Source organism: Marinovum sp. J2-8 (assembly GCF_055808435.1).
On the sequence record NZ_JBVVRZ010000002.1, the window covers coordinates 682160 to 698602 of the forward strand.

The following is a 16443-nucleotide window of genomic DNA, read 5'->3' on the forward strand; positions in this document are numbered from 1 at the left end:
TCAGCCCGCCAGCAAGGATCGCGCCGCGGCACGCGCCTCGTCCGTAATGGTGTCGCCCGCCACCATGCGGGCGATTTCGTCAATCCGGTCGCCGGCATCCAATGGCACCACCTGCGACAGCGTCTGCTCGCCGGTCACCCGTTTTTCCACCCGCCAATGATGCGCACCCAGCGCCGCAACCTGGGGCGAATGCGTCACCACCAGCACCTGACCGGCCTCGGCCAGTGCCGCCAACCGGCGCCCGACCGCATCCGCCGTGGCCCCGCCGACACCCCGGTCAATTTCGTCAAAGATCATCGTTACGCCGTCATTGCCCTCGGCCAGACAGACCTTGAGCGCCAGCAAGAACCGGCTGAGCTCGCCACCCGACGCAATCTTGCCAATCGGGCGGCCGGTGCGCCGGGGTTGGTCGCCACGGTGAAGGCCACCGCATCGCGCCCCTCAGGGCCCGGCGTGTCATCCGTGATCTCGGTGGAAAACACCGCGCGCTCCATTTTCAATGGCGCAAGTTCTGCGGTGACAGCGGCGTCCAATTTGCCCGCGGCGGCGTGGCGTGCGGCGCTCAGGGCGGCGGCGGCGGCGTCATATTCAGCCTGCGCTGCATCTGCTGCGCTGCGCAATTCCGCAAGGCCCGCATCCCCCTGGTCCAATTTGGTCAGCCGCGCGCGCAGGCTCTCGGCCAGTTCCGGCAGGGCCTCGGCCCCGACATTGTGCTTGCGTGCCAGGGCGCGCAGGGCAAACAGCCGCTCTTCGCAATCTTCCAATTCATGTGGGTTGAAGGCCAGTACATCCAGCGTTTCCTCGATCCCACGCACGGCTGTGTCCAGCTCTTCCAGCGCGCGGGACAGCGCCGCCAGCGGGGCGTCCAGCCGACCGTCAGCCCGGTCCGCCACCCCGTCAAGCCAGCGCATCGCCTCGCCCATTGATCCTTCGGCGCCATCATTGCCAAGTGCGTCGCCCGCGCGGGAAATATCTTCGCGAATGCGTTCCGCCCCCTGCATCAGCCGACGCTTGGCGTCCAGTTCGCTGTCCTCGCCCGGTTGCGGATCAAGCGCGTCAACTTCGGCCACCGCATGGCGCAGGAAATCTTCTTCTTCGCGCATGGCGGTCATGGCCGCCTCTGCCTCGGACAGCGTCTTGCAGGCAGCAGACAGGCTGCGCCAGGCGGCACTGGTGGCGCGCAACTGTGCCTCGACCCCGGCAAAGGAATCCAGAATCCGGCGATGCCCGCGTGGGTTCAACAGACCGCGATCATCATGTTGGCCGTGCAATTCAACCAATGTTTCCGACAATTGCCGCAGCACCTCGCCGGAACAGCGCCGGTCGTTGACCCAGGCCGTTTTACGCCCATCCGCCGAATTCACCCGACGCAGAATAAGCTCATCCCCCGTCGGCAGACCGGCCTTTTCCAACACGGCAAAGGCAGCATGATCCGGGGACAGATCGAATTCGGCCACGACCTCGCCCTGTTTGGCACCGGACCGCACCAATTCGGCCCGCCCGCGCCAGCCCAGCACAAAGCCCAGCGAATCCAGCAGGATCGACTTGCCCGCACCGGTTTCCCCGGTCAACACGTTCAACCCCGGCTGGAAGGCCAGCTCGAGGTGATCAATGATCAGCATATCGCGAATATCAAGCGCGCGCAGCATTTACGCCCCTTGGGCCGGGTCTGTTGCCCGCCGCCCTGTTACAGCCATTCACCCTTGATCATCTGGCGATAGATTGCCCCCAGCCAGCTGCCTTGGAAATACTTCGGCTCAAGCCCCTGCCCGGTCAAAAGACGATAGCTGTCTTCGTACCATTCGGTGGATTGATAGTTGTATCCCAGGATTGCGCCGGCGGTCTGTGCCTCTTGGGTCAGGCCCAGCGACAGATAGCTTTCAACCAGACGATGCAGGGCCTCTGCGGTGTGGGTTGTGGTTTGGAAATCTTCGACCACCACCCGGAACCGATTGATCGCCGAGGTATAGTGCTGACGTTTCAGATAATACCGCCCGATCTCCATCTCCTTGGCAGCAAGGTGATCAAAGGCGAGGTCGAATTTCAGAATCGACGAGCGGGCATATTCGCTGTCTGGATAGACTTCGATAACGGTGCGCAGCGCCTGCAATGCCTGAAAGGTCAGCCCCTGATCGCGACCAACATCGTCGATTTGGTCATAATACGACAGCGCCAACAGATATTGCGCATAGGCCGCATCTTCGTCTGCCGGGTAGAAATCAATATAACGCTGTGCCGCGGACCGGGCGCTTTCGTATTCCTTGTCCTTGTGATGGGCAAAGGCCTGCATGATCAATGCACGCTTGGCCCATTCGGAATAGGGATACAGCCGCTCGATCTCGGAAAAGAAACGCGCCCCTTCGGAATATTTCCGGCGGTCGACTTCATATTCGCCACGCTCGAAAATCTGTTCGGCGGTATAGGCCTCGATCGGGGTGTTCGATGCCCCGATATTGCCCCGCGCGTTACGATACGACTCGCCACACCCCGCCAGGGGCATAGCCAGCACCAGCGCCACAAGGATGGCCCGCGATGTCACACCAAAAAGTGGTCTGCCGCCTGTCATGCCTGATCAACCCTCACCCAATAGTCCGGCCCGAATGTCGGGCTTTGTTCCAGCCCGGCGTTCAAACGTCAACGCCTGTTTGGCCCGGTTAACCCGTCCTAGCACAAAGCCAGCAATCTCTTAAAGGGCATACGACAGTTCCCCAAAAATGGAAACGCCTGCCGACCATCGACAGGCGCAAAAGAAGGTGATGCCTTGGAAAGCTGGGCAAAATTTGCGGGGCGGATCAATGCAGACGCCCCGTTCACCTGGGAATCAGGCGACAGCGGCGGGAATATCGTGACGCATCACGCCCGCCCCGGGCAGACGCGCGGCACTGGCACGATCACATTCCACAAACCGCACCGCACCCGGTGTGTTGAAAAGCGCATGCAACAACATGTTGGTCATCGAATGCCCGGCGCGATAACCGGTGTAATGGCCCAGAATGGGTGCCCCCGCCAGCGACAGATCGCCAAGCGCATCCAGCATCTTGTGGCGCACAGGCTCGTCGCTGTGGCGCATGCCGCCGGGGCTGAGGACCTTGTCACCGTCAACCACAACGGCATTGTCCAACGTGCCCCCAAGCGCCAGGCCATTGGCGTGCATATAATCGACATCCGACTTGCGGCAGAATGTGCGGCTATCGCACAGCTCGCGCACAAAGGCCCCGTTGGACAGGGTCATCTGCTTGTCCTGGCTGCCGATGGCGGCATCTTCAAAGTCGATATGGAACGACATCGACAGCGTGTCCGCAGGCGACAACCGTGCCCAGCCGCTGTCGGTTTCGACGGTGACGGTTTTTTCAACCTTCAGCGCGGCGACCGGCATGTCCAGCTCCCGCACGCCACGGGCCAGAATTGCATCCACGAATGGCGCGGCGGAACCATCAAGGATCGGCACCTCGGGTCCGTTGATTTCGATCAGCGCATTATGCACACCACAGCCCGCAAGTGCGGCCATGACATGTTCGATGGTCGACACTTCGACACCGGCACCATTGACGATACGCGTGCACAGCGGCGAGCGCACAACAGAATCCCAGCGCGCCGGGATCATGGTGTCGCCGAAATGAAGATCCGTCCGTTTGAACCAGATGCCATATCCCGCCGAAGCCGGAGAAATGATCATGCGTACCGGGCGGCCAGAGTGCAGGCCGACACCGTCAAAGCGGATCTTGGATTTAAGCGTTGCCTGCACGTTGCTACCTCTTGTCTTCTTCCCTTGCCGCATGGGGGCCTTTGAGGGTCCCGGCAGCATTTCCGCAAAATTCCCGCCCTGGGCGGTCGACGTGGTGGAACCCGGTTTCAGGCCCGGTGCCACCAAAAGACATCACTGCGGATCGGTGATGAGGCAGAGATACGAATTGTGCCGCATCTTCTCAAATAACGTAATGCAACGTGTTGAAACATATGGCCGAATCCATCGGCGACAACTTGCATATTAGGGTCAAGTCATTGAATTCATGTCTGAATTCATATTGCATGATTATGGTGCAAACCCTTAATCGTGACCACAAACCGGGCGTTTCTGGCGCGGTTTGTTGCATTTTGCGTGCCGGGGTTCCGCCGTTTTTCGCCAGTTTTCGCCGGCACTCCACCGCCGCGGTGGCGCAAGACATTCCCTCCGCACCAGCCGCACAACAAAAAAGGGCCCCCGAAGGGACCCTTTTCAATCTTGGGCTGCGGTGCCTCAGTTGGCTTGACGACGCAGGAAGGCGGGGATTTCAATCCGCTCCTGCTCAGGGTCGGCCTGAGGCTCGGGCGCATGGCTTGCTGCCGGGGTTTGCATTGGCGGTTGACGGCGCGGCTGCTGAGCATGCCCGCCTTCCTGACCATGGCCGGTCATCCGACCGATCAGCGAGTTGATACCAAACCGCGGGCGGTCCGGCTCTGCGCCGTCCTGACGTGGCTCTGCGCCGCGCGGTGCGCCGCCACCGGCACGATGTGCCGCAGCCTGCAAACGGGCCAATGCTTCGGGCGATGGGGTGCCGGGTGTCGGGGCCTTGGGCGCGACAAAGGACTCGGTCTCGTCTTCTTCGTAGCGTGCATGGCTGGGTTCGAATTGCGGCACGTCCGGCTGATAGGCCGGGGGCGGAAGATCATCATCCGCCGCAACATCCGTGCGCTGCTCAAACCCGTTGAACAACGAAGGTTCTTCTGGCGCTTCAGCTGCCTCGGGCGCGGCCTGTTCAAAGGCCACCGGTTGATGTTCTTCGGCCTGGGTGGCCGCCACTGGTGCGGGCGCAGGTTCGGCCGGGGCCGGTGCTTCGACAGCGGCGGGGGCCGCAGCGGGCACCTGTTTCAGAGGTTCTGCCAGCGAACGACGCGGCACCGGAATATCCATTTGCACGTCGGAGGCATCAATACCTGTGGCCACAACGCTGACGCGCATCTGACCGCCCATCGCCTCGTCCAGGGTCGAGCCGACGATGATATTGGCGTCTGCGTCCACCTCTTCGCGAATGCGGTTGGCCGCTTCGTCGAGTTCGAACAGCGTCAGATCGGTGCCGCCGGTGATGTTGATCAGCACGCCCTTGGCGCCGCGCAGCGAAATCTCGTCCAGCAGCGGGTTGGCAATCGCCTTTTCCGCCGCCTGGATTGCGCGATCTTCGCCATCGGCCTCGCCTGTGCCCATCATCGCCTTGCCCATTTCGTCCATCACGGCGCGCACGTCAGCAAAGTCGAGGTTGATCAGGCCCGGACGCACCATAAGGTCCGTCACACCCTTCACACCCTGATAGAGCACATCGTCTGCCAGGCTGAAAGCTTCGGTAAATGTGGTTTTTTCATTCGCCAGCCGGAACAGGTTCTGGTTGGGAATGATGATCAGCGTATCCACGACCTTTTGCAGCGCCTCAACGCCATCTTCGGCCTGACGCATCCGCTTCGCGCCCTCGAACTGGAACGGTTTGGTCACAACACCAACCGTCAGAACCCCAAGTTCCCGCGCCGCTTGCGCAATGATCGGGGCCGCGCCGGTGCCGGTGCCGCCGCCCATCCCGGCGGTGATGAAACACATATGTGCCCCCGCCAGATGGTCGACAATCTCTTCAATGCTTTCTTCCGCAGCAGCGGCGCCGATCGTCGCCTTGGCGCCCGCGCCCAGACCTTCGGTCACTTTGACGCCCAGCTGCACCCGGCTGGCAGCATTGGATTGTTGCAGCGCCTGTGCATCGGTGTTCGCGACAACAAATTCGACGCCTTCAAGCGCCTTTTCAATCATGTTGTTGACCGCGTTTCCGCCTGCACCGCCCACGCCGAAAACCGTGATGCGGGGCCGCAGTTCGTCGTGTCCGGGTACTGAAAATTCAATGTCATAACTGTCCGCCTTGTCCGCCTGCTTTATACCCTGACCGGGCATTTTCCTGCCTATTACCCTACATTATGCCGAAATGGCAGGCCGGCGTCACGTAAAAAACATGAATAAACCGCAAAATATGGGCAAAAAGATGCCCATTTCTGCCGGATGCCGGCGAATTTCCCAAATATGGCGGAAGTATTGTGGTCATGACACAAGGTAACCCGGTCAAATGGCCGGTTTATCCACAATGTTATCCACAGGTGCAGCCGCATTCAACGGCTCAGGTTGCTACCAATTGTCACGAAACCATTTGACCGCCCGCTTCAATGAACGCGCCGGATACCGATCGACCGGCAGGTCAAAGTCCCACCATTCGTCCTGGGGGTGGGCGGCAAACAGGCAAAGCCCCACAGCCGCCGAAAAACCGGGGCCGGTGACCGCCTGCGGCAGACCATGCACCCGCAGCGGCCGACCCAACCGGACCTGATGGCCCAGAATACGAGACGCCAACGCATCAAGTCCCGGGATCTGGCTCGCGCCGCCGGTCAACACGATTTGCTGGCTTGGCAGATGCTCAAACCCTGCCGCGTCAAGGCGCACGCGCACCTCTTCCAGAATTTCTTCGACCCGTGGACGCATGATGCCAATCAATTCGGCCCGGCTGGCGGTGCGGCGATCATGTTCCCAATCGCCGGTCTCGCCGCCAATGCCGATCATCTCGCGGTCATCCATGCCGGTCGCGACAAGGCCGCCGTGCACGGTTTTGATCCGCTCGGCCATCGCCATCGGCACCTGTAGCCCCATGGAAATGTCGCTGGTGACGTGATCGCCGCCCATCCGCACCGCATCGGAATAGATCATGTGTTTCTTCATGAAGATCGAGATACCGGTCGCCCCGCCGCCCATGTCGATACAGGCCGCGCCCAGCTGTTGCTCGTCCTCGACCAGCGCCGCATTGCCCGCGACATATGCGGAACTGGCCAGCCCGGCCAACTCCAGATCACAGCGTTTGACGCAATGCGCCAGATTCTGGATCGCCTGTGCATCTACCGTCAACATATGCATGTCAGTGGACAGGTTGTTGCCGATCTGACCGCGCGGGTCGTCCAACCCGGAACGATGATCCAGCGCAAAATTCACCGGTTGTGCATGCAGCACCTCGCGCCCGGCGCCAAAGTCCGGCACATCACAAGACGACAGCACCCGTGCCACATCCTGCTCATCGACCGTCTGGCCATGGACCTCGACCTCGCCCGCCAAACCATAAGAGCGCGGGCCGCCACCGGAGAAACAGGCAATCACGTGATCCACCCGAATGCCGGCCATCTTCTGGGCCGATTGCAAAGAGGTGCGAATGGCGCGTTCGGTTTCGCCCATCGCCGAGATTTCGCCAAACCGCACGCCGCGCGACCGGGTGGTCGCAGCGCCAATCACCCGAAACCCGGATTGCCCCGCAAGCGAGCCAACCCCGGTATCGACGCTTTTTTCCGTGCCATCAAATCGCAGGACCAGACAAGCGATCTTGGCGCTGCCCACGTCCAGAATGGCAATCACGCCGCGTTGCATTGCCGCCTTGCGCATGTTGCGCATGGCCCGCTGGGATTCATACAACTCGATCATTTTGCCCTAACTCCAAGCTCTTCCGCCTTGATTTTCCGCAATTCTGTGACTGCGTTGTCATTCATTCGTATCGTTGGCCGGTCCGGCAACCGCATGTCGACCACCGCCAGATCACGATCCAACATGCCGTGCGGCGTGATCTTGTCCAACGCCAGCACGCGTTCCAATGCCGGCACCGGTTGATTTGCAGGCAGCTGAATTCGCTGGCCCCGGTTCAGCACCAGATCCCAGCGCCGTTCGCCCACCCGAACCAATCCGCGCAAACGCGCGTTCAGGGGGGTCGCGGCCGCCAAAATCGCCAGCGCCTCTTCGACCTCGGTTTCAGCACCGTCGCCGGCAATCACCGCCAGATCGGGGCGCTCTGAGCGATGGGCCAAGGCCGACACCCGGAACCCCTGGGCATCCAGAAGTTCCAGCCCCTGCCCCGACCGCCAGACCACCGCCGGCACCCGTTCAACCACATTGACCTGAAGCACGCCGCCCGGCTTGATCCGCAGACTGATCCGTTCCACCGCGTCCAGACCGGCAATCGTTTCGCGGATCTGATCCAGATCGAGATGAAAGGACGACACCGGAAAATCGACGGCCAGGATCTCGCGGATGTCCTCGGACACGCCAAGACCGGCGCCATCGACCCGCATCATGTGCACCATGAATTCATCGCGCTGTTCGATCGCGACACGCATATCCACCAGCTTGCTGTTCAATGCCTCGCGCCGGGTCTCATCGGACAACCAGATGGTGCCAATCAACAAGGTCACCGCCAGCGGCACCCCGATGCGCAGCATATGGCGAAACATCGGCGTCAGCATCAACCGCTGCATCCGATAGGACCAACGCGACGGTGCCGGATCGGCCTTGGGCCGCGGGGAATTGGGCCGGGGGGCGTTGGGTCTGGCTTGGGGTGTTTGAACCGGCGGCGTCGGCCCGCCATGTGCCGGGTGATAGGCGCGGAAAATCCGGCCTTTGGCGGGGGGATCACTCAGCGATGACATGAGGCCTCCTCCACCATCCAGGCGCAAAGTTGGCCAAAGCTGATGCCCTGTGTCGCGGCCTGTTCCGGTGCCAGCGATGTGGGGGTCATTCCCGGTTGGGTATTGGTTTCCAACAGGATCAACCCATCCAGACCGCGCGCCGCATCCCAGCGGAAATCGGTGCGGCTGACACCGCGACAGCCAAGCGCAACATGCGCCCGCGTCGCATAGTCGAGGCAGGCGGCAAAAATGTCCTGTGGAATATCGGCCGGCACCACATGGCGCGATCCGCCCTCTTTGTATTTGGCGTCGTAATCGTACCACCCGGTGGTGATGATATCGGTCACGGTCAGCGCCCCGGGATCATTTTCGCCCGTGCCCATCACCGTGGTTGTCAATTCACGTCCCGGCGCAAAGGTTTCGACCATGACGAATTCCGGCATGTCATCGGACAATTGCGGCGGGCCGTTGTTTTCGGCCTCGACCAGATAGACACCAACGGACGAGCCTTCGTTGTTGGGTTTGACCACATAGGGCGGCGTCAACACATGGCCCGCGCGCACATCGGCGGCAGCGGCAATCACGCTTTCGACCACCGGCAATCCAGCGTCGCGAAAAACCTGTTTGCTGCGTTGCTTGTCCATTGCCAGCGCCGAGGCCAGCACGCCGGAATGCGTATAGGGCAGACCCAGCCATTCCAACATGCCCTGCACACAGCCATCTTCGCCCCAACGACCATGCAGGGCGTTGAACACAACATCAGGCGCAGCTGTGGCAAGCTGCGCGGGCAGATCCTGCCCGGCGTCGATCTCTATAACCTCAAAGCCTTCGCCCCTGAGCGCCACAGCGCATTCGCGCCCCGAAGACAGCGACACCTCACGCTCCGCAGAGGGGCCACCCATCAACACCGCAACTCGGGAGCCTGCCCTGCTCGACATGCTCACATCGCCTCAACTTTTCTGGACCTGCTCGGGCCCTAATTTTATCGAACCTGCCGGTTCGTTTATTATGTCGAACCATATGGTTCAGTATCTGGCCGTTTTTCGACCTTGGCGGGTCAAAGCTTTTCGCCAACCCGCATGATTTCCCAGTGTAACGCTATTCCGCTGGTTTGAAAAACCTTTTTTCGCACTTCTTCGCCCAGATCTTCCAGATCTGCTGCGGTGGCGCTGCCGGTGTTGATCAGAAAATTAGAGTGTTTCTCGCTCATCTGCGCACCACCAATGGTTGCGCCACGCATTCCAGCGTCGTCAATCACCTTCCAGGCCTTCAATTCATGGCTATCGTCCGCCCGCCCGGTGCTGGAAAATCCGGCCGGATTGCGAAAGGTCGATCCGGCTGTGCGGTCCTTGGTGGGTTGGGTGGCGTCGCGTTTGGCCAGCTGATCGTCCATTTTTTGGGCAAGTTCCTGCGCATCCCCGCGCGCGCCCTGCAAAACGGCCTGTGTCAGAACCCAGCCATCGGGCAGATCGGTCTGTCGGTAGCGAAAGTTGAGGTCATCGGCGGTGAGCGTCACAATCGTGCCCTCGCGGGTCACGGCAGTGGCTTCGACAAAATGATCCGCGACATACGACCCGTAGCACCCGGCATTCATCCGCACCGCGCCGCCTATCGCACCGGGAATGGTACGCAGAAAGGTCAGATCGACCCCGGCCTCTGCCGCCCGTTTGGCAACATGGGCATCCAATGCGGCGGCGCCCACCGTCACCCGGGTGCCATCAACGGAAATCGCGTTGAACCCCCGCCCCATGCGCACCACCACGGCCCGCAGACCACCGTCGCGCACAATCAGGTTCGATCCAACCCCCATGGGAAAGACCGACACCGCCGGGTCCAGCGCGCGCAGAAACCCCGCCAGATCATCGGTATCTGCGGGCTGAAACAGCCAATCCGCCGGTCCGCCAACCCGCAACCATGTCAGATCGGCAAGCGCCCGATCCTGGGTCAGCCGTCCGCGCACCTCTGGCATCTGTACAGAATTGTTCATTACCCGCCCTTTCCGAAACGCTTCGGTCATAAGGCGGTTTGCAGCGCAGGAAAAGCCCCGTCAACCGGTCTTCAGCTAGGCCTCTGCCCGAACCTCTGCTCAGACCTCAGCCCCAACCTCTGCTCTGGCGTCGGGCCGCACATCTTCGTGGGCGCTGGCATTGTCGCGCCGTGCTCGCCACCAGGCGACAAGCCCACCAAGGCTCAATCCCGCCAGAGCCGGCAGTGCAAGAAACGCCACAATCAGGAAATAGGCCAATGCATCCCAGCCCACCGCAGACTGCGCCATGGAAAAGGTCACCGCACCAGCGATGATCACCATTCCCAGCAGGCAGAAATATTCACACACAGAGCCGCGCCGCACCAATTGATGCCCCAACAAACCGGCCACCATCGCCAATCCCGCGATGAAAAGGGCATATTTGATCTGATCCGGTTCCATATCTCCGCTCCCGACTTGTTTGACAAAGCCTAGTCGCGAAGATGCCCTTGCGGCAACTGAGGTATTCCTTACCCTGTCCGGTTATTTGGTCTGATCCGCCGCTGCGGTCTTAACGCGCGCCGCCCCCGGCCATGCGCCGCATCCAGCGGCCAAGATAGATCACAGGCCAGCGCAGAACGCTCATCCCGGCCAGCAGCGTCAACAGGCCGATCCAAGGGCCGTTTTGATAGGTGACAAACCCAAGCAAAGGCACACCCACAGCAATCAGCGCATAGGCACGGCGCCAATGGTTGTCATTCGACGGCAAGGCCGCCGCCAGATTGGCGACCAAGACCCAAAGACATGCAAGCACCAGCGACAGGGACATCAACCCGCCGCTTTCAATTGATCCGGCAGGGCATTGGCCCAGGCGCTGATCGTGCCCGCGCCAAGACAGACCACCATGTCCCCCGGCCCGGCGTTTGCACGGACAAATCCGGCCAGATCATCCGCCCCGGCCAGCGCACTGGCATGGCGGTGACCATGACGGCGCAACCCCGCCACCAGATCATCGCGCGACGCGCCCGCAATCGGGTCTTCACCGGCGGCAAAGACATCGGCAATCGCCACCACATCGGCCTCATTGAAACAGGCACAGAAATCTTCAAACAGGTTTTCCAACCGTGAATAGCGATGCGGTTGGTGCACCGCGATCACCCGCCCCTCACAGGCCTGGCGCGCCGCTTTCAGCACAGCAGCGATTTCAACCGGGTGATGTCCGTAATCGTCGATGATGGTCACGCCATCAACTTCGCCCACTTTGGTAAAACGCCGGTTAACACCGCCAAACTTCGCCAAAGCGTCGCGGATTTCACTGGTTTTCATGCCCAGATGGCGGCAGACAGCCACCGCAGACAAGGCATTCAGAACATTGTGATCACCGGGCATCGGCAGAGCGCAATCTTCGATCATCATGCCCTCGGCCTGAAGTGCGATATCGAATTTCGCCACGCCGCCGACGTAATGCAGGTTAACGGCCCGCACATCGGCCTGCGAATTGAAGCCATAGGTCACAATGCGCCGGTCCGTGACCTTGCCAACCAGGCGCTGTACCTCTTCATGATCGGTGCAACACACCGCAAGACCATAGAAGGGAATGTTCGACACGAAATCCAGGAACCCCTGACGCAGGCTGTCGAAATCACCCCAATGCTCCATATGCTCGGGGTCGATATTGGTGACAACACCGATTGTCGCGGGCAGCCGGTTGAAGGTGCCGTCGCTTTCATCGGCCTCGACCACCATCCATTCGCCCTGCCCCATCCGGGCGTTCGAACCATAGGCGTGAATGATCCCGCCATTGACCACCGTCGGATCAAAACCGCCGGCGACCATAAGCTCGGCCATCATGGTGGTGGTCGTGGTCTTGCCATGCGTTCCGGCGATGGCGATGTTGGATTTGAGCCGCATCAGCTCGGCCAGCATTTCGGCCCGGCGCACCACAGGCAGACCGTTGGCGCGGGCTTCATCCAGCTCTGGATTGCCGGGTTTGATTGCCGACGAAATGACAACCACCTCGGCCCCGTCCAGATTTTCGGCCTTCTGCCCCACAAAGACCCGCGCGCCAAGACCTTCGAGCCGCTCGGTGATCTTGGACGTTTTCAGATCACTGCCCTGCACCTGATAGCCAAGGTTCAAAAGCACCTCTGCAATCCCGGACATGCCGATGCCGCCGATGCCGACAAAGTGGATCGGCCCGACATCCGTGGGCAGTTTGGTGGCGGCTGCGTTCATTCTGCATCCTTTCGCACTGTGGGTGTCTGACCCTCGGCCAGAGCTTCGACCATCGCGGCCAGATCCTGCGCAGCACCGGTCTTTCCCAGACCAAGCGCCGATTGCGCCATATGCAATGCGCCCTCTGGTTGGTTCAGGATCTGATGTATGGACGCGGTCAGCGGGTCGACGTTCAATTCACTTTCGGGGATCACGACGGCGGCCCCGGCTTCGGACATGCCGCGGGCATTGGCGCTTTGGTGATCGCCGGTGGCGGCCGCATAGGGCACCAGAATCGCAGGGCGGCCAATCACGGTCAGATCCGCGATAGAGGACGCACCGGCCCGGCTGATCACCAATTGCGCCTCGGTCATGCGGCGCGGCACATCATGAAAGAAGGGCTGTACATCGGCGTCAATATTATGGTCGCGATAAAACTGGGTGACCCTTTCGTGGTCTTCGCCCCGGGCCTGATGGCTGACGCGGATGTTTTGCAGCATCTCCATCGGCAGACCGGCAATGGCAGGCGGCACCACATCGGACAGAACCCTTGCGCCCTGGCTGCCGCCCATCACGAGGATCGACATCGGGTAGTCGCCGGGCGGGATATAGCTGGCGCAGGCCCGCTCCAGTATCGCGGCACGCACCGGGTTGCCGGTATGCGCGCCCGTCACACCCTCGGGCAGGACGGTCGGCCAGGTGCCACAGGCCATCGCATCGACGCGTTTGGCAAACACCCGGTTCACCTTGCCCAGAATGCCGTTTTGTTCATGGATCATACGTGGCAGGCGCAGCATCCAGGCCGCCGACAGCGCCGGGATCGACGGATAGCCGCCAAACCCCACAACCGCCGCAGGCCGGTCGCGCAGCATCGCAAAGGCCGCCGACGCAACACCGCCCAGAATGCGCAGCGGCACCAGCCCCTTGGCCAGAATACCGCCACGGGCAAAGGTTGCGGAAGAGATTTGATCAATCTCGACCATATGCGGAAAGTTCTGGGTGTATCGCGCGCCGCGCGCATCGGTTGACAGTTTGACCCGCCAGCCGCGCGCCAGCATCTCTTCGGCCAGGGATTGCGCCGGGAACATATGTCCGCCGGTGCCGCCCGCCGCGATAACCAGAAGCTTGGTGCGTTTGCTCATGCCATGCGCCCAACGTCAGACCGGGGCATTGCGCAGTATGGAAGTGTCGGGATCACCTGACCCGTCCCCGCAGAATATCGCCGATTTCGCCCTGTGGCCGGGTCCGGGTAAAGGACAGCAACATGCCAACCGCGATGCCGGTGGCAATCAGGGACGAGCCGCCATAGCTGACAAAAGGCAAGGTCATGCCCTTCGCCGGCAACAGCCGCACGGCAACCCCCATGTTGATCATGGCCTGAACCCCGAACATACAGGCCAGTCCCGTGCCGGCCAGCCGAATAAATGGATCGCGCTCGCGCATCAGTCGCCCCAACGAGAAAAGAACGACGCCCGCATATAGCGCGATAATCGCCAGCACAAGCACCAGGCCGTATTCCTCGGCGGCAACCGCAATGATGAAATCCGTATGGGCATCCGGCAGCGACCATTTCACCTGGCCCTCACCGACGCCCACACCGACAAAACCGCCTTCGCGGATGGCATTGGTGGCATAGCCCAGCTGGGTGGTGGGATCGACATCCGCCGTCAAAAAGCCGTCGATCCGGCGGGCGAAATGTTCAGAACTGGAATAGGCCACGGTCCCCGCCAGCACCACACAGCCCGCAATCGCCACCAGCAACAGCATCGGCGCACCCGCCACGAAATACATCACCCCCCAGCCAAACATGACAAGACACGCCTGACCAAAGTCAGGCTGAAGCGCCAACATCAGCACGATGGTGATGCACAGACCAAAGGACCACATCCGCCCCGGCGGGCCGTTGATTTCCTGATTGGCGGCCATCATCCAGGCCGCAACCACAACAAATCCGGGTTTGAGGAATTCGGACGGCTGCACACTGGCAAAGCCCAGGCTGTACCACCGCACTGCGCCCTTGCCGAAATCGGTGCCGAGGGCCGGCAGAAGCGCCAGCGCCACAAAAGCCACGGCAAAGCCCATCACCGCCAATCGGCGCACGACCACCGGCGACATCATCGAGGTCAAGAGCATCGCCACCAGCGCCGCACCGCCAAACACCGCCTGACGGGTCACATAGTGAAAAGGCTCAAATCCGTTTTTGGCGGCCAAGGGGGGCGAAGCCGCCAATCCCAACAGGATGCCGATCACAAAAAGGATAAGGATAAACGACATCGACATCTTGTCGATTGTGCGCCACCATTTTGGGAGCACCGGCTCGACATCCCGTACGGGTGCCGCGCCATAGACCATTTCCGTCATGGGAACCTGCCACTCAAACTGCCTCAATCGCCCCGTTTTCGGGGTCTGAGCGGGAGTGTACCGATTTTTTGCCTATCCGGCCAGAAGAAAGCGCGACACCCCTTGCGCATTGTCAGGCCCAATTCGGGCCATTGGCAGGTCAGGTTCGGCACCCGAAGGCGGTAAAATCCGAAAAAAGACAGAATTTCCGCCCCAACCACGTCGCCAGGACAGAGGGTTTCCACCGCCGCCCCTTGCCTTTTGCGCGGGATCGGGGCACCGCTGCCACATGGACATAAAGACGTTGATTATCGGGGCTGGCGCCGCTGGCATGATGTGCGCCGCCCATGCCGGGCCGGGCACGCTTGTGATTGATCACGCCAAGGCGCCGGGTGAAAAGATCCGGATTTCCGGCGGCGGGCGGTGCAATTTCACCAATACGCACGCCGGGCCGGATAATTTCCTGTCGCAAAATCCGCATTTCTGCAAATCGGCGCTAAAGCGGTATACCCAATGGGATTTCATTTCCCTGGTCGACCGGCATGGCATCGCCTGGCATGAGAAAACCCTGGGCCAATTGTTCTGTGACGGCAAATCGACCCAGATCGTCAACATGCTGGTACAGGAACTGCGCGAGGCCGGTGCGGATCTCTGGCTCAAGACCTCGGTCAAGGGGCTGCGCCATGATGGCACGCATTTTCATGTATTGCTCGAACGCGAAGGCCAGAAAACCGAAGTGCGGACCCGCAACCTGGTGTTGGCCACCGGCGGCAAATCCATCCCGGCGATGGGCGCGACCGGTCTGTCCTATGAGATTGCCACCAAATTCGGCCTGAAGATCACAGAGACACGGCCGGCATTGGTGCCGCTGACCTTTTCCGACCAAAGGTTTGCCAGCTTGTCGGGGCTGTCATTGCCGGTCACCGCGCGCGCCAATACGGCGGGTTTTGACGAGGCAATGCTGTTCACGCACCGCGGCTTGTCCGGCCCGGCGATCCTGCAAATCTCGTCCTACTGGCGCGAAGGAGATGAAATCAGCGTGAACCTGGCCCCTGCCGGTCTTTTCGCGGCCTTGCGCGACGCACGCCAAAACGCCGGACGTGTGAACCTGACCACGGCCCTGGCGCGGCATCTTCCATCGCGGCTTGTGGATTTTCTGGCGGGTGACCTCCGGCTGGCCGGGAACCTTGCGGATCAAAGCGATGCGCGGTTGCGCGAGATCTGTGACGGGCTTGCCGATTGGCGGCAAAAACCCACAGGATCAGAGGGCTATCGCACCGCCGAGGTCACGATCGGCGGCATTGACACCGACGAGCTGAATTCGCGCGACATGATGGCCAAATCCCTGCCCGGTCTCTTTGCGATTGGCGAAGCGGTGGATGTCACCGGATGGCTGGGGGGATATAACTTTCAATGGGCCTGGTCGTCGGGCTGGGCCGCCGGCAGCGCGATCCGATCCCAAGCCTAAGCCCAAGACCAGT

The 16443-nt window shown here is 61.2% G+C and carries 13 protein-coding genes and 1 pseudogene; 1 reads left to right on the forward strand and 13 read right to left on the reverse strand.

The features are described from left to right. The 13 genes and pseudogenes from recN to ftsW all read right to left on the reverse strand — a co-directional run bounded on the left by recN (window position 1) and on the right by ftsW (window position 14983). Window positions 1-1649, reverse strand: a pseudogene (gene recN, locus AC0L4F_RS09165) (DNA repair protein RecN). A 38-nt stretch (window positions 1650-1687) separates the two neighbouring features. Further along, window positions 1688-2566, reverse strand: coding sequence for an outer membrane protein assembly factor BamD (locus AC0L4F_RS09170; protein WP_244687594.1), 879 nt, complete (start codon window positions 2564-2566; stop codon window positions 1688-1690). Between the two features lie 255 nt (window positions 2567-2821). Then, window positions 2822-3745: a UDP-3-O-acyl-N-acetylglucosamine deacetylase gene (gene lpxC / locus AC0L4F_RS09175; RefSeq protein ID WP_244687597.1), complete on the reverse strand. Its 924-nt coding sequence runs from the start codon at window positions 3743-3745 to the stop codon at window positions 2822-2824. A gap of 492 nt (window positions 3746-4237) precedes the next feature. Continuing rightward, a complete protein-coding gene (gene ftsZ, locus AC0L4F_RS09180; protein WP_244687599.1) occupies window positions 4238-5908 on the reverse strand; it encodes a cell division protein FtsZ in 1671 nt (556 codons plus the stop codon). A 228-nt stretch (window positions 5909-6136) separates the two neighbouring features. Next, window positions 6137-7468, reverse strand: coding sequence for a cell division protein FtsA (gene ftsA / locus AC0L4F_RS09185; protein WP_244687602.1), 1332 nt, complete (start codon window positions 7466-7468; stop codon window positions 6137-6139). Further along, the gene (locus AC0L4F_RS09190) at window positions 7465-8463 is read right to left on the reverse strand and encodes a cell division protein FtsQ/DivIB (RefSeq protein WP_244687605.1); all 999 of its coding nucleotides are present in this window, start codon (window positions 8461-8463) and stop codon (window positions 7465-7467) included. The genes ftsA and AC0L4F_RS09190 overlap by 4 nt, the downstream gene beginning before the upstream one ends. Beyond that, on the reverse strand, window positions 8451-9380 hold the full coding sequence (locus AC0L4F_RS09195) for a D-alanine--D-alanine ligase (protein WP_280520523.1): 930 nt from the start codon (window positions 9378-9380) through the stop codon (window positions 8451-8453). Before AC0L4F_RS09195 ends, AC0L4F_RS09190 begins: the two co-directional genes overlap by 13 nt. Before the next feature lie 119 nt (window positions 9381-9499). Then, entirely contained in the window at window positions 9500-10429 is a 930-nt protein-coding gene (gene murB / locus AC0L4F_RS09200; protein WP_244687607.1) for a UDP-N-acetylmuramate dehydrogenase, read from the reverse strand. Window positions 10430-10528: 99 nt separating this feature from the next. Then, on the reverse strand, window positions 10529-10870 hold the full coding sequence (locus AC0L4F_RS09205) for a hypothetical protein (protein WP_244687610.1): 342 nt from the start codon (window positions 10868-10870) through the stop codon (window positions 10529-10531). A gap of 109 nt (window positions 10871-10979) precedes the next feature. Then, window positions 10980-11237 carry a DUF2484 family protein gene (locus AC0L4F_RS09210; protein WP_244687612.1) on the reverse strand — a complete coding sequence of 86 codons (258 nt, stop codon included), beginning with the start codon at window positions 11235-11237 and terminating at the stop codon, window positions 10980-10982. Further along, window positions 11237-12643, reverse strand: coding sequence for a UDP-N-acetylmuramate--L-alanine ligase (gene murC / locus AC0L4F_RS09215; RefSeq protein WP_244687614.1), 1407 nt, complete (start codon window positions 12641-12643; stop codon window positions 11237-11239). The genes AC0L4F_RS09210 and murC overlap by 1 nt, the downstream gene beginning before the upstream one ends. Further along, entirely contained in the window at window positions 12640-13764 is a 1125-nt protein-coding gene (locus tag AC0L4F_RS09220) for a UDP-N-acetylglucosamine--N-acetylmuramyl-(pentapeptide) pyrophosphoryl-undecaprenol N-acetylglucosamine transferase (protein ID WP_244687616.1), read from the reverse strand. Before AC0L4F_RS09220 ends, murC begins: the two co-directional genes overlap by 4 nt. 52 nt (window positions 13765-13816) lie before the next feature. Beyond that, complete coding sequence (ftsW, locus tag AC0L4F_RS09225; RefSeq protein WP_244687618.1) at window positions 13817-14983, reverse strand: putative lipid II flippase FtsW; 1167 nt, start codon at window positions 14981-14983, stop codon at window positions 13817-13819. 268 nt (window positions 14984-15251) lie between these two features. On the opposite strand from ftsW, the gene AC0L4F_RS09230 reads away from it, so the two are divergent. After that, entirely contained in the window at window positions 15252-16430 is a 1179-nt protein-coding gene (locus tag AC0L4F_RS09230; protein ID WP_244687620.1) for a BaiN/RdsA family NAD(P)/FAD-dependent oxidoreductase, read from the forward strand. The last annotated feature ends 13 nt before the right edge of the window (window positions 16431-16443 follow it).

What these genes read in the sequence shown, in the direction of transcription:
- AC0L4F_RS09170 (WP_244687594.1), bottom strand. Translation starts at nt 2,566, where the DNA reads ATGACAGGCGGCAGACCACTTTTTGGTGTGACATCGCGGGCCATCCTT.
- ftsZ (WP_244687599.1), bottom strand. Translation starts at nt 5,908, where the DNA reads ATGCCCGGTCAGGGTATAAAGCAGGCGGACAAGGCGGACAGTTATGAC.
- ftsA (WP_244687602.1), bottom strand. Translation starts at nt 7,468, where the DNA reads ATGATCGAGTTGTATGAATCCCAGCGGGCCATGCGCAACATGCGCAAG.
- AC0L4F_RS09190 (WP_244687605.1), bottom strand. Translation starts at nt 8,463, where the DNA reads ATGTCATCGCTGAGTGATCCCCCCGCCAAAGGCCGGATTTTCCGCGCC.
- AC0L4F_RS09195 (WP_280520523.1), bottom strand. Translation starts at nt 9,380, where the DNA reads ATGTCGAGCAGGGCAGGCTCCCGAGTTGCGGTGTTGATGGGTGGCCCC.
- murB (WP_244687607.1), bottom strand. Translation starts at nt 10,429, where the DNA reads ATGAACAATTCTGTACAGATGCCAGAGGTGCGCGGACGGCTGACCCAG.
- AC0L4F_RS09205 (WP_244687610.1), bottom strand. Translation starts at nt 10,870, where the DNA reads ATGGAACCGGATCAGATCAAATATGCCCTTTTCATCGCGGGATTGGCG.
- AC0L4F_RS09210 (WP_244687612.1), bottom strand. Translation starts at nt 11,237, where the DNA reads ATGTCCCTGTCGCTGGTGCTTGCATGTCTTTGGGTCTTGGTCGCCAAT.
- murC (WP_244687614.1), bottom strand. Translation starts at nt 12,643, where the DNA reads ATGAACGCAGCCGCCACCAAACTGCCCACGGATGTCGGGCCGATCCAC.
- AC0L4F_RS09220 (WP_244687616.1), bottom strand. Translation starts at nt 13,764, where the DNA reads ATGAGCAAACGCACCAAGCTTCTGGTTATCGCGGCGGGCGGCACCGGC.
- ftsW (WP_244687618.1), bottom strand. Translation starts at nt 14,983, where the DNA reads ATGACGGAAATGGTCTATGGCGCGGCACCCGTACGGGATGTCGAGCCG.
- AC0L4F_RS09230 (WP_244687620.1), top strand. Translation starts at nt 15,252, where the DNA reads ATGGACATAAAGACGTTGATTATCGGGGCTGGCGCCGCTGGCATGATG.